Consider the following 13,780-nt stretch of genomic DNA (forward strand, 5'->3'; position numbering starts at 1 on the left):
AAAATGATCATTATTTAGGAATGTGATAGTACTATTCAGCAAAGTATAAATGGGTATACTAGAATCTCTTGTTATAAAAAATAGCAATATCAGGAAAGACAATGACTGCACGTATTCAAAAAGGCAAGTTAGCGATTGCTAAAGAACTTTACGATTTCATCGAAAATGAAGCACTACCGGGTTCAGGTTTAGACAGTGAAACTTACTGGAAAAACTTTGAACAAGTCGTTGTCGATCTTAGCCCAAAGAACAAAGCACTATTGGCTAAGCGTGACGACATTCAAGCTAAAATTGATGAATGGCACCGCAACAACAAATTTGAACTCGAAGCTTACAAAGCTTTCCTTACTGAAATTGGCTACTTATTACCAGAAGTAGAAGATTTCCAAATCAGCACAGAAAATGTAGACGAAGAAATCGCATTATTGGCTGGTGCGCAATTGGTAGTACCTGTGCGTAATGCACGTTACTGCTTAAACGCTGCGAACGCACGTTGGGGTTCACTCTACGATGCTCTTTACGGTTTTGACGTGATCTCTGAAGAAGGCGGCGCGGAAAAAGGTAAGGGCTATAACCCAGCTCGTGGCGCAAAAGTTATCGAATTTGCTAAAAACTTCTTAAATGAAACTTTCCCGCTAGCTAATGGTTCGCATGCAGATGCAACTAAATATGCGGTAGAAGGCAAAAAGTTGGTTGTAAGCCTAAAAGACGGCTCAACTGCAACTTTAGCGAAAGAAGCTCAATTTGTTGGTTTTAATGGTGACGAAGCTGCACCAACTGAAATCGTACTTTTAAACAATGGCTTACATGTAATCATTGAAGTTGATGCGACAAGCCCAATTGGTTCAACAGATGCTGCTGGCGTTAAGGACTTAGTTCTTGAAGCTGCGGTAACCACCATTCAAGACTTGGAAGACTCAATTGCAGCAGTTGATGCTGAAGAGAAAGTTGAAGGCTACCGTAACTGGTTAGGCTTAATGAAAGGTACACTTTCTGAGTCTATCGAGAAAAATGGTAAAACTGTTACCCGTACATTAAATAAAGACCGTACGCACAAAAACTTGATTGGTGGTGAAACTACGCTTCACGGTCGTTCATTGATGTTGCTTCGTAACGTAGGTCATTTGATGACAAACCCTGCGATCCTTGTGGATGGTGCTGAAATCTACGAAGGCATCATGGATGCATTGATCACACCGTTATTGACGTTTGCAGACATTAAAGGCGAAAACGAAAACAAGAACTCTCGTAAAGGTTCTATGTACATCGTTAAACCAAAAATGCATGGTCCAGAAGAAGTTGCATTTGCAGTTGAATTATTTGAGCGTGCTGAACAAGCGCTTGGTCTACCTGCGAAGACTTTGAAAATCGGTATCATGGACGAAGAACGTCGTACTTCTGTGAACTTGAAAAACTGTATCGCGCAAGCGAAAGATCGTACGATCTTTATTAATACAGGTTTCATGGACCGTACGGGTGATGAAATCCATACTTTCATGGAAGCAGGTCCATTCGTTCGTAAAGGCGAAGTGAAGTCTCAAATCTGGTTCCCTGCATATGAAAACCGTAACGTGATGATCGGTCTACAAGCAGGCTTACGTGGTAAAGCGCAAATCGGTAAAGGCATGTGGCCAAAACCAGATATGTTGCTTGATATGTACAAAACTAAGATTGAGCATCCAGAAGCTGGCGCAAGCTGTGCATGGGTTCCGTCTCCATCTGGCGCTGTAATTCACGCGATCCATTACCATCAGTGCAATGTTTCTGAGCGTCAAAAAGAGTTGTTGAATACTCAACCGCTATCTTTAGATGACTTGTTAACACCGCCTTTAGCGACAGATACAAACTGGTCTGAAGAAGAGAAAACCAAAGAACTGGAAAATAACCTTCAAGGTATCTTAGGTTATGTGGTTCGCTGGGTTGATTTGGGTGTAGGTTGTTCAAAAGTTCTAGACATCAACAACGTTGGTTTGATGGAAGACCGTGCAACTTTACGTATTTCTTCTCAACACGTTGCGAACTGGTTACGTCACGGTATCGTAACTGCTGAGCAGGTTGAAGAAGTATTTAAGCGCATGGCGAAAGTTGTGGATGAGCAAAATGCCAACGATCCACTTTACACACCAATGGCACCAAGCTTTGATGGTTATGCATACAAAGCTGCTTATGATTTAGTATTCAAAGGTGGCGAGCAGCCTTCTGGTTATACAGAGCCGCTTCTTCATGCTTACCGTTTAAAATTAAAAGGTTATACAGGTGACTAATCTGTAAATCAAAAAAAGCCTCTTCGGAGGCTTTTTTTATTGCTTGAGAAAGTTAGAATGTCGACATAAAAAATGAAAAGGAAACTCCATGTATTTATGGAATGTAAATCGGTTAGTGGATGATATACGACTGAATAAAGTCTCTGAAACCCATTATAAAAACTACTATATTGCCAGCTCAATATTGATTTTCTTTAGCTACTTAGCACTGACCTTAACCCCAGAATCCAAACCTACAGAAGCTTGGGCTTCGTTTGTTTTACAAGTTGGTCTACTGATCAGCTGGGTGAATGCCATATTTAAAGCCAATGGCGGCGAGCAAGGCCGAGATTTTTTAAAGCGCTTTATTGCATTGTATCTGCCGGTGACGATTCAGAGTTTAGTCCTGTTTATCTTGATCGCTGTGGTTGTCGAAGGGCTGTTACCTATGTTGACCCTAAACATGGAGGAGGCTGCACTTGAGCAACTCACCACAGTTAAAGACCTGAGTTTTGAAGTTTTGGTTAGCTGTTATATTTATTGGCGAATCTATAAAGCGATGCAGCAGATTAATCATCCTATTTAAGTTGTAGCGTTGTACAATAAATTATGGATAAAGTTTCTTCCTGTTTTTCTCATAGCTTTTCGATGCTGAAGCCTTTACATTGGAATGAATGATAAAAATGGGATGGAAACGATGTCAGCATATACCGCATTAGATTTGCAATATATTGGTGGACAGTGGCGAGCAGGGACTTCAACGCGTCACATCAAGAATATCAATCCCTTTAGCCAAGCAGAGATTTTTGAATTGCAGGCAGCCAGCAGTGTCGATGTAGACAGTGCTTATAGTGCGGCAGAAGCTGCCTTTAAATCAGAAGTGACCAAGCCCATTGAAGTACGTCAGCAAGTCATCACTAAATTAACTCAAACCATTCAGCAGCGCAGAGAAGAAATTATTCAATGGCTGATAGATGAATCTGGAAGTACACGTTTAAAAGCCAATATTGAAGTTGATGCAGCGCTCGGCATTATCCAAGAATCGTTGCGTTTTCCTGAAAAAATGCAAACTACGCAGCTAGAGAGTAAAGACCCGAGTCGAAAGAGTTTTGTACTGCGCAAACCTTTGGGTGTCATTGCGGTGATTAGCCCGTGGAATTTTCCATTTCATTTATCGATGCGTTCTGTGGTGACTGCGATTGCCTGCGGTAATAGTGTGGTGTTGAAGCCTGCAAGTGACACGCCAGTGACAGGTGGAACGTTGCTCGGAAAATTATTTGAAGAAGCGGGTTTGCCGCATGGCGTATTAAATGTCGTTGCAGGCAGTGGCAGTGAAATTGGCGACTATTTTGTAGAGCATCCTGTGCCTAAAATGATTTCATTTACAGGTTCAACTGAAGTAGGTCAACAGGTTGGGGTGAAAGCGCTAGGAAGTTCACGGATTAAACGTTTAGCGCTAGAACTCGGCGGAAATGCGCCTTTGGTCATTTTAGATGATGCAGATTTAGATTTAGCCGTTGAACTGACCGTGATGGGTCGTTTTTTGCATCAAGGGCAAATCTGCATGAGTACCAATCGGGTGATTGTAGATGAATCCTTGCACGATGCTTATGTTGAAAAATTGATTGAACGAGTGAAAAGCATTGTAGTTGGTGATCCCAACGATGCTGAAACTTTAATTGGTCCCATTATTAACCAGTCTCAGGTCGATAAATTAAAAATCATTATTCAAAATGCCATTCAGCAAGATGCGATTTTAGCCTATGCAGGCGGTATAGAAGGTCAATTGGTTGCACCGCATATTTTCACCCATGTGGATGCGCACGCTGATATTGCATTAGAAGAAAGCTTTGGGCCAATTTTGCCGATTTTAAAAGCGCGAGATGAAGCGCATGCACTTGAATTGGCGAATTCAACCCGATTTGGTTTATCGAGTGCGGTATGTACCTCAAATTTAGCACGCGGCGGAGAGTTTGCGGCCAAACTCGATATAGGCATGACGCATATCAATGGCATCAGTGTGGCGGATCATTCTAATGCACCCTTTGGCGGTGAACGAAATTCAGGCCTTGGTCGCTTTAATGGTGAGTGGATATTTGAGGAATTTACCCGCACCCATTGGCAAACGTTCCCTGCTTAAAATACACAAATTGAAGTCTATTTTATCTTGTGCAATAGACTTCACCGAAGCTAATGTTACGCAGGACATTTTTAGTTTATTTCCATGAAATATCAGGCAGAATATAGTCCCAAAAACGGCTCCAACATGTCTTGTAATAGAGAAAAGAGCCAATATCTTGGCTTGAACAATTATCCTGATAGTACATTTTGTGATTCATCAACAGCATAGGTTTACGCTGCAAGGCCGTCATATATAGCTTGACCTGTACCTTATAATTGTAGATTGAATAATTAGAAGAAATACTCTCGGTTTTCATTTTTTGGATATTGTGAATATACACATCAAACTTCAAGCCATTTTTGTAATCTGTTGCCTCATGAATTGTTCGATCTTCGATTGGAATAAGCGGATTGTTATCACTAAACGCTAAATATGCGTTATGTATTTTGTTTCCTTGTTGATAATTAAACTGAAGAGCTGAATTTGCAGTAGTGAAATAGGGGAGCGCATCTTGAGGATTGATTTTAAACGTGCCTGTACAATTAGTCCTGACACGCCCTTCATCTGCGTTAACCGTAAACCAGCCAAATTGATCTTCCAATTCCGTGGTATGGGCTTCATCTGCGTCAGGAAGAATCACGCCAAACTGATCTCTTTGTCTTTGCTGATTTTGCATCAAGCGATAACTATTTTGAGCACGTTTTGCAAAACGGATTTCAGGAAACATCTCTGGAGATTTAATTTTAAAGTCAGAGACATTGATTACTTCACCATCAGGCAAGATGACCAATGAAAATTGTTGTTCTTGGGTGTTGGGAAGATTTTTGACCGTAACCCAGTGATTCGAATTGATGATTTGCTGATTGCGAAAATGCTTATATTGAATACGGTACTTGCCAGCAGGGATGTCACTTTCATTGATCAGGCCTTGTTTAAATGGATATTCATTGAGATAGAGCGCGTCGAGACTAAAAGGTAGAAATGAAACGGTATGTACAGAGACTTTTGCGGCATGTGCGGTTGAATATAGGCACATACTTAGAATTAAAATAATAAAGCGAATTAGTTTTATATTTTTCATTTATTATAAAGATTGAATTTTTGCGGATTATGGCAAATATGTGTGCCAATTTCAAACCGATTAGCTTAGCGCAATTAAAGTCTCAAAACTTGCCTGAAATCAGTTTTGAATATCCTGAGGAAGTCTATCCTAATTATGATTTGCCGCTGCTCTTTAAGTCTGAACAAGGGCTAGAGTGGCGAAAAGTGGGTTTTGGCATGGTGCCTAAATGGGCTGAAGACAAATCTATTGCACTAAAAACCTATAATGCTCGTAATGAAACTTTGTACCAAAAGCCTACGTTTATTAATGCAATCTCAAAATGTAAGTTTGGCGTGATACCCGTGTCTGAATTTTATGAGTCAATGTATATCGATAATAAGCCGCAGCGTTGGAGTGTTAAGCGCAAAGATGGAGAAGCGTTTTATATTGCTGCCTTATATGACATTTGTAGACAAGGTGATGAGATTGTACGTTCAAGTACCATGATTACGATGGACGCTATTCAGCATGAGATGATGAAGCACTTTCATGAGCCGGGCAATGTAAAACGTTCGGTGATTGTAATTCCGCATGCGAGGTTGGAAGAGTGGCTGAGTTGGAAATCACCCAACATCCAAAGTTTTGTACAAGGTTTTCCTGTTGATGAGTTTGAATGTGCACACGCACCCAAAATAAAAATCGAAAAAATCAGTCCCCAACTGAACTTTTTCGATTGATATTTCGGTGATGCAAATGCTTAGCGAGCTAAGTTTTTAAAGATATGCTTTAAGCTTTCCATGGTTTTTTCAATTTGTAGGGGTGTTAAGCCTTCAAAAGATTGCTCTAGAACGACATTCGTTAGATCGTTAATCTTCTGCGTCATTGCAGTGCCTTTATCAGTTAATACAACCCGGGTAATACGTGCATCATCTTCACAAGAATAGGTATCTACTAAGCCTTCATCTTTTAAACGATAAACGATCTTGGTTGTCGTCGACATTTTAGATACGACCATTTCAGATAAATCCGAAACGCTCGCATGAGGTTTAGACTTGAGTGCGAGCAGGATACGACGACGTGAATTATCAACGCCATACTTTTTTAATGCATGGTCGACGTTTAAAACATATTGTGAATGCACCTGAGTAACCCAGTAGAAAGGAAAATTTTCTAAACTAAAGTCATCGGTGGATGGTAAAAATTTTGAATACTTTTTTGTCATAAAGGAGTCCCCTGAATATTTGTTTTAATTTTATTTAATGTTTTAACATTCTATTGAAAAATAGAGGGTAATAGCAAGAGTTCACAATAAAAAAATAGAAAGTAGAAGATATCTCATTTTTAGATTATCTAAATAGATTATATTGATATTCTGTCTAAATGCTTAAAAGAAATTAAAACTAAGGTCAGTTATAGAGATAGTGTAGTGAAAATAAATAAGTTTTTAATTTGAATTGAATATTAATATTTTTTACCAAAAGGTAGAAATAAATAATTCATTAGATTTGTCATACAATCTCATACAACGTATTTAATTACATTTAATTAAAAGTCAGGTGAATTCATACTTTTTTTAAAGTGGAAGAGGAGATCTCAAAAAGTAGGTTTTAACATCTAGATGTGTATTTTATATCGCCCATTCGATTTGTAATACATTCAGCGTTTTTAACATTTTGTCATATTGTTGATGCGAAAAAATATGCTTGAATACATTACAAATGCGCAAGATTATGCATAATGGAATGGTCTCTAGTTACACAGGTTAAATTTATGGATCCGTCGCCGTGCGTTGGTCTGCTTGAAGATATTCTTACAATCCAGAATGAGGAAGAGAGCTAATGGAATTTTTGTTAGATCCCGGAATCTGGGTTGGTTTACTTACATTAATTATTTTAGAAATTGTACTAGGGATTGATAACCTAGTCTTTATTGCCATTTTGGCAGAAAAACTCCCTCCAGAACAACGTGATAAAGCCCGCGTACTTGGTCTTTCACTCGCATTATTTATGCGATTAGGATTGTTATTTGCAATCTCTTGGTTGGTCACATTAACAAAGCCCCTGATTACCGTTTTTGATTGGACATTCTCTGGTCGAGATCTCATATTATTGTTCGGTGGATTGTTCTTAGTCTATAAGGCGGTCACAGAGCTACATGAGAAATTAGAAGGAAAACCAGAAGTTCAAGTGACAACAAAAGTAGCATATGCCAGCTTTACAGCAGTTGTTGCGCAAATTGTTGTCTTAGATGCGGTTTTCTCTTTAGACTCTGTCATTACAGCGATCGGTATGGTCGACAACATTTATGTCATGATGGCAGCAATGATTGTGGCAATGGCAGTGATGTTACTTGCATCTAAACCGCTAACGGCTTTTGTAAACCGACATCCGACCGTCGTGATCCTATGTTTAAGCTTCTTATTACTGATCGGTATTAGTTTGATAGCAGAAGGTTTTGGTTTCCATATTCCGAAAGGCTATATCTACTCAGGTATTGGTGTTGCGATTGTCATCGAAGCCTTTAACCAGTTTAGTCAACGCAATGCTCAAAAACACGAAGCGAAAATTCCATTACGCCATCGTACTGCAGACAGTATTTTAAAACTGATGGGTGGGCGCTTAGAAGCTGATCAAGTCGGTAATCAGGCGCAAGAAACCTTTGCAGACGAAGAGCGTTACATGATTGGGGGGGTGTTGACGCTTGCAGAGCGTTCAGTTGCGTCGATCATGACTCCCCGTAATCAAATTTCTTGGGTGGATTTAAATGACACACCTGAGCAAATTCGTGAGCAAGTCCTTTCAGTGCCGCACAGTTTATTCCCTGTGTGTCGTGGTAGCTTGGATAAAGTGATTAGTATTGTCCGCGCGAAAGAACTTATTGATGTTCTAGACAGTGAAGATGATCTAAAAGCATTGATTAAACGTCATCGTCCGATCTTTATTTTCCAAAAAATGAAGGTGATTGATGCGATTAATACCTTGCGGACTTCTAAAGGCTCTTTGGTATTGGTTACGGATGAGTTTGGTGCGGTACAAGGTCTGATTTCACCACTCGATGTGTTTGAAGCAATTGCTGGTGAATTCCCTGATGCGGATGAACAACTTGATTTGATTAAAATCGATGATGAACATTGGAAAGCTTCAGGCATGCTCGATCTGTATCAGTTAGAACTTGAATTGGAAATGCTGGATTTGATCGAAGAAGATGATGGTTATATCAGTGTTTCAGGCCTCATTTTAGATCAGACTCACGGCAATGTTGAAGTCGGGACTGTGGTTGATTTTAAAGGCATTCAATTTAAAGTCACGGCAATGGATGAAAACCGCATTAAAACGGTTGATATCTATTACCAGGCCTAATGCTCAAATATTAAAAATGACCCTAAGACAGCTTTTCGAAGCTGTCTTTTTTATGACTAGAAAGTATAAGAAATCCTATATAACGAGGGCTGCAATTCACGATGTTAAAACGTATTATATTTACATGATGTAACAGTCAAAAAACGCTGCAACTTTTGAGCTTTTAGAGGGTTAAAGCGGTTCAAAAGTAAAAAATATTGACAGGGTTGATTTTAAAAAAGTATGAGGTTAAATAGCGATTCATTTTTAACTTGGGGTTTTAATCATCATTGATGATCTATGAATAATTTTATTTCATTTAAATACCGCTTCGGAAAACTTTATAACTAGGTACTTTGAAGAAATTCAAAGTTAATCCATTAAAAAAATGGGTGTTGGTATGGCGATCACTGAGAATATCATTGATTTTAGTAAACTCACGACTGAAGAAAAACATGAGTTGTTTCAGCGGCTCTGGGAGTTTGATCAATGTATTTTCCCAACTTCTAAAATTGAGCAACTTTATCAATACATGCATGACCCAGATATTGTTGCATTACCAATCATTCAGTATTTTGAGCACGATAAACTGATCGGGCAAAACATTGTGCGTATATTAAAAATTATGCATAACAATCGACCGATTTTTATTTTTAATTCACGGGCTGGGGTATTGGTTGATTATCGTCGGAAAAATCTGACCTTAAATTCGGCGATTAAAGTGGCGATGCAGCATCAGATTCGATTTCCAGCGATTCCGATGTGGTTTGTGGCTACATTGGCACAACCAAAGGTATATACATTATTTGCCTCGCGCTCTGTTAAGTTTTATCCAAGGCACGGTGTCCCGATGCCCACTGAGTATGCGGATGTTTTAGATAGTTATAAAATCCGTCAGCATGATGTGCAGCATCGGGCTGAGGATATTTTTGTTCATCGTTGTGATTTACCGAAGGTGACGCCTGAGCAGTTGGTTCGGCTACGGAAAAAATCTGATGAACATGTTCAATTTTTTATGCAGTACGTGCCAGATTATTTTGATGGCATGGGTTTAATGTGTATTTGTAAATTAAATGTTTCAACCATTTTTGAAGCAAGTATGAATCTGGCAGTTGGGCGGGCAGTTTAATGATGGACATGGATGTGTTATGCGACAAATGACGATATATCGATTATTCGGTTTCGGTGCGGCAATCTTTTTAATGGCTTGTCAGCCTGCAGAGCAAAAAGTACAAGAGCAAACGCAGAAATGTGTTGCCCCCGAAAAACTGGTCAAACAAATTTATGATCAAGGGTTGAAATTGCATGCTTTGAGTAAAGATCAACTTACTGCCTATTTTGAGCCATCGTTAGCGGAACGTATGCAAGAAGAAATTACCTGTAAGCAGTCGCAACAAGCGTGTAATGTGGATTTTGATATTTTCACGGATAGCCAAGATCCGCAGCAAGATTCGAAAAAAGGCGTTCAGCCTAAACTGAGTTTTGATGAAAATAAAAACGTCGTTCGTGCTGAGTTTAAAATTGGTGATGAAGCCAAAGTCTTAAATTATGAAATGAGTGGTGGCGACTGTTCAAAAATCAAAAATATTGTCTATGCGGGGGACTATGACCTCGACATGATTTTGAGTAATCCAACAGAAACGATCGAAGATTCAGAAATGTTTGATGCCAATGCAGCAAGTGATAGTACGGCACAGTAAGCTTTTTGACGCGTTTTATTATTAAAAAACAGCATGAAACACTGAACAGCTTGAGTCCTTTACTCAAGCTGTTTTTGTTTTTCTCAAGCTATCATAGCTTCATAGTGCATAAATTTGCATGTTGGCAAGTTGATTGAAATCATCTTCATTGAGATTATAAATTTCATCTAAAAATGCAACATTAAAACTGCCGACACTTGAGCTAATTTCATAGGCTTTTTGACCCGCAATCGCAAAGTGCAAATGTGCTGCGATCGTGCCAGCAGTTAGCGTTTCACTTACGGCGCAATATGCCGCTGTTAACGCACCTAAAGCGCAGCCTGAAGCCGTTACTTTGGGTTGTAAGTAAGACCCACCATTAATCTGTATCACTGCATTCATTTCTTTCGATAAGATGAAATCTGATTCGCCTGAAATTGCCACACATTCACAGTGTTCTAACAAGGGCACAGCATTTAAATAAATTTCTGCACTATTTAGCGTGCTATCGACACCGCGTGACTCACCTTGATTACCTGCAAGACCACTGATTTCTGATGCATTGCCACGAATAATACTTGGCTTGTACTGGAGTAATTGGTCAACCATTTCAGATCGCCATGGCAAAACGGGGCCATAACCGACAGGGTCAAGCACCCAAGGTTTATTTAAATTTTGTGCTGTTTGTGCAGCAATTTGCATGGCCTGCATTTGTTCAGACGTTGGCGTACCTAAATTGATATTCAAGGCACTGGCAATTGAGGCAAAGCTTTCAGCTTCAAAGGGATTGTCAATCATTGCAGGAGAAGCACCCGCAGCTAAAAGGACATTGGCCACATAATTGCTCGCGACTGCATTAGTGAGGATATGCACCAAAGGTTGTTTGGATTGAAGTTCAATCCACGCATTAATAACGCTTTGCAAAAGCGGGCTATTTAAGTCAGTCAATTCACTGTTCATGGTCGTTTCAAAATTTCCAGATTGATTCATCGTTTTCTCCCTTAGCGGGTGAAGTAATGGTCTTGATGTTTACAATTACGGCAGAACAGGGTCACATAATCTGCGGCATCATAATCGACAGAGAGTTCTTGTGAACCACAGTACATGCAGCGCTTTGTGGAATAAAAATTTAAGCGAGGTTCGATTTTTTTCCAAGCATGGCGTATTGGTTGCACAAAGATACTTTCATCGAGTCCTAAAAAGTTAAAGAGCAAAATTTCACTCATTTTACTAAACGGTAATTGTGGCGGACGAGGGAGGGTAAAAGTTTCCCATTTTTCCTGTAAGCCACGTTCACGGTATTGCTGTAAGGTCTTTTTTAACAGATTGGTGTTAATGAAATTTTCATTACGAACTTGCAGGGCTTTTTGTTTATGTAGATATTCGAGTGCTGACTGAATCATATAGTAAATCTGCCCAACCGCTAAATGGTCGAGTAGGCGATAACAGAACACTTGAAAGCTTTTATTTCCTGCAATTTGAATACCCCATGTCTTACAGTAAAACTGCATGAATTGCACAATTTCTTGAAACAGTAGGAGATACAAGCACTCTTTCACTTCGTCAGCGCTTTTAAAAGGAACACCCAGAGCTAAATTTTCATAAAACCAATGGCGCAGTTGCTGTACTACGCTAAAAAGGCTGGGCTCTGAATATCCATCCAAACGGACATTGATATAATACTGTTCGGCTTGTAGTGCATCATCTTTCACAATCAAAATTTGCTCATGCACGAGATGCTTTTTGAGTGATTGTTGGAAGAAATAATTCGGGCTGATGTTATGATACTTAATAGCGTCCCAGTCGATAAATTCTTGATGCGCCGTATGTTCTTGGACGTGATTATCCAATAAAGCCAGCAAAAAGAGTTTCTGTAAAAAACTCAGTTCACTTAATTCACGTTCAACGATATCTTTATTTTTGAGTTTACGCTGTTCTTGTAAACGGGTTTCTTTCAGTAGTTTTTTTCGCGCAGCCTGACAGTTTTCACAATGACAGTTGTATTGCTGTTCAGGAAATATTTGATGATGACAGTGGCTACACTGATAAAAATTAAATTCTTGCTCATCTAATTTTTCAGCATCTACCCAATACATTGATGCACGACACAACGGGCATTGTGTACTTTCATCCATTTGTTTGCGTAGAATATTGAACATGTTGCCAGCGTTTCTTGAAAGGTTAAATTGATTATACACATCTCTGTTTAAAGACGGGTTTGCAATTTCAGTTGCGGCAGCTCAGGCGATATGTCGACAAATAAAAAAAGCTGCATAGTGATGATGCAGCTTTTAGTCAGAATGCATTATTAATAGGCGGCTGGGCATGGGATCGATTCGTCCTCCTCTCCAAGTTGTTTGGCTTGTATTAAAGCTTGCACTTTTTTAGACGCGACTTTTTTAGTGCCTAATGCACTATATGAGTTAAGTAATGAACTGACCTCAAAGGCTTTGAGTGGAATCCCTTCGCAAGTCATAAACATTGCAATTACTTGATGGTCGATATTTGCAGCATCAAGCGCTTGCAGGGTCTTCATATTTTCAATACGGATGATGTGTTCTTTAATAAACATAATGCACCTCTTTTTGTTTTAGCCTGATGATTTTGCTTTTGGCAATTAAGTAGATGCAAAACGCATGCTCAAATGTTTTGAGTAGACATTTTAAAGCAGATAAACTTTATAATTATTTACTAAGATATTGAAAATAAATTATTAATTTAAAAGTAACAAAATAATATTGATGCGTATGGCTATGTCTAATGAATTCTCAAAATGCTTAAACTGTTGAAAAAGAAACATCTTGGTGCATGGTTTAAACAGAAGTATGCAATCAAATCCAAATTAGAAGACTGAGATTATTTGAGAGCTTAGGTGCTTTTTGGAGGGAATCGTCTAAGCGATTGGATTTGAAAAGTATATTTGTATATATTGAGCTTATAATTCTAATGATCTTAACTTGCAGGACTGAAACAAAGCGGAATCTACTGAAATTGATACATAGTATGATTCAGCTGGATTTCTAAAGGTTTTGATCTTTTTTTATCCTTTCTTTGTATGGAATACATATGTCAGACGCACTTAAAAACAGCAATATCACCCGTATGCAATTATATAAGCAGCCACAGGGTACGGTTGGTGCGCTGATTATTGGGCATGATCAAACACTGGAAAAGACGATCGAGTTATTGGGCCTGGCGCAGCAACATCAAGTATCTAAAATTTATGTGGCGGGTGCGACGGAAGAAATTCAGCAATTCCTCACCTCAAAAGTCACGGCATTTCAATTTTACTTTGCTGCAGACTATGACAGCGCACTCGATTTAATTTTTGCAAATCAATAATCCTCTAAGTCTTA

At 39.1% G+C, this 13,780-nt stretch carries 13 protein-coding genes; 8 read left to right on the top strand and 5 right to left on the bottom strand.

Annotated features, from left to right (window positions below; all coding sequences use genetic code 11):
* Nucleotides 1–101: 101 nt before the first annotated feature.
* The 3 genes from FTU05_RS01130 to FTU05_RS01140 all read left to right on the top strand — a co-directional run bounded on the left by FTU05_RS01130 (nt 102) and on the right by FTU05_RS01140 (nt 4,383).
* Nucleotides 102–2,264, top strand: a complete 2,163-nt coding sequence (locus tag FTU05_RS01130) for a malate synthase G (RefSeq protein ID WP_168378907.1) — start codon at nt 102–104, stop codon at nt 2,262–2,264.
* A gap of 88 nt (nt 2,265–2,352) precedes the next feature.
* Nucleotides 2,353–2,829: a hypothetical protein gene (locus tag FTU05_RS01135; protein ID WP_180105855.1), complete on the top strand. Its 477-nt coding sequence runs from the start codon at nt 2,353–2,355 to the stop codon at nt 2,827–2,829.
* Between the two features lie 111 nt (nt 2,830–2,940).
* Nucleotides 2,941–4,383: an aldehyde dehydrogenase family protein gene (locus FTU05_RS01140; protein WP_180163969.1), complete on the top strand. Its 1,443-nt coding sequence runs from the start codon at nt 2,941–2,943 to the stop codon at nt 4,381–4,383.
* Between the two features lie 76 nt (nt 4,384–4,459).
* Here FTU05_RS01140 and FTU05_RS01145 read toward each other — a convergent pair whose 3' ends face one another.
* On the bottom strand, nt 4,460–5,446 hold the full coding sequence (locus FTU05_RS01145; protein ID WP_180163971.1) for a hypothetical protein: 987 nt from the start codon (nt 5,444–5,446) through the stop codon (nt 4,460–4,462).
* A gap of 38 nt (nt 5,447–5,484) precedes the next feature.
* Here FTU05_RS01145 and FTU05_RS01150 point away from each other — a divergent pair, with 38 nt between their 5' ends.
* On the top strand, nt 5,485–6,144 hold the full coding sequence (locus tag FTU05_RS01150; protein WP_168378951.1) for an SOS response-associated peptidase family protein: 660 nt from the start codon (nt 5,485–5,487) through the stop codon (nt 6,142–6,144).
* A 20-nt stretch (nt 6,145–6,164) separates the two neighbouring features.
* Here FTU05_RS01150 and FTU05_RS01155 read toward each other — a convergent pair whose 3' ends face one another.
* Nucleotides 6,165–6,629: a MarR family winged helix-turn-helix transcriptional regulator gene (locus tag FTU05_RS01155; protein ID WP_078193646.1), complete on the bottom strand. Its 465-nt coding sequence runs from the start codon at nt 6,627–6,629 to the stop codon at nt 6,165–6,167.
* 616 nt (nt 6,630–7,245) lie between these two features.
* On the opposite strand from FTU05_RS01155, the gene FTU05_RS01160 reads away from it, so the two are divergent.
* The 3 genes from FTU05_RS01160 (at nt 7,246) to FTU05_RS01170 (ending at nt 10,445) form a co-directional block, all read left to right on the top strand.
* Nucleotides 7,246–8,766 (top strand): transporter associated domain-containing protein, encoded by a 1,521-nt coding sequence (locus tag FTU05_RS01160; RefSeq protein ID WP_078193645.1) that lies wholly within the window; start codon nt 7,246–7,248, stop codon nt 8,764–8,766.
* 379 nt (nt 8,767–9,145) lie between these two features.
* Nucleotides 9,146–9,874 (top strand): hypothetical protein, encoded by a 729-nt coding sequence (locus FTU05_RS01165; RefSeq protein WP_180163973.1) that lies wholly within the window; start codon nt 9,146–9,148, stop codon nt 9,872–9,874.
* 19 nt (nt 9,875–9,893) lie between these two features.
* The gene (locus FTU05_RS01170) at nt 9,894–10,445 is read left to right on the top strand and encodes a hypothetical protein (protein WP_180163975.1); all 552 of its coding nucleotides are present in this window, start codon (nt 9,894–9,896) and stop codon (nt 10,443–10,445) included.
* 99 nt (nt 10,446–10,544) lie between these two features.
* Here the strand turns inward: FTU05_RS01170 and thiM are convergent, their stop codons facing one another.
* From thiM to FTU05_RS01185, 3 genes are all read right to left on the bottom strand, one after another.
* A complete protein-coding gene (gene thiM / locus FTU05_RS01175; RefSeq protein ID WP_180163977.1) occupies nt 10,545–11,414 on the bottom strand; it encodes a hydroxyethylthiazole kinase in 870 nt (289 codons plus the stop codon).
* A gap of 11 nt (nt 11,415–11,425) precedes the next feature.
* Complete coding sequence (locus FTU05_RS01180; protein WP_180163978.1) at nt 11,426–12,583, bottom strand: hypothetical protein; 1,158 nt, start codon at nt 12,581–12,583, stop codon at nt 11,426–11,428.
* Nucleotides 12,584–12,732: 149 nt separating this feature from the next.
* On the bottom strand, nt 12,733–12,996 hold the full coding sequence (locus FTU05_RS01185) for a hypothetical protein (RefSeq protein ID WP_078193641.1): 264 nt from the start codon (nt 12,994–12,996) through the stop codon (nt 12,733–12,735).
* Nucleotides 12,997–13,490: 494 nt separating this feature from the next.
* Here FTU05_RS01185 and FTU05_RS01190 point away from each other — a divergent pair, with 494 nt between their 5' ends.
* Nucleotides 13,491–13,766, top strand: coding sequence for a hypothetical protein (locus tag FTU05_RS01190; protein ID WP_078193640.1), 276 nt, complete (start codon nt 13,491–13,493; stop codon nt 13,764–13,766).
* Nucleotides 13,767–13,780 lie beyond the last annotated feature (14 nt).

This window comes from Acinetobacter sp. YH12049 (assembly GCF_013419875.1).
In the GTDB taxonomy this organism is placed as follows: Bacteria; Pseudomonadota; Gammaproteobacteria; order Pseudomonadales; family Moraxellaceae; genus Acinetobacter; species Acinetobacter amyesii.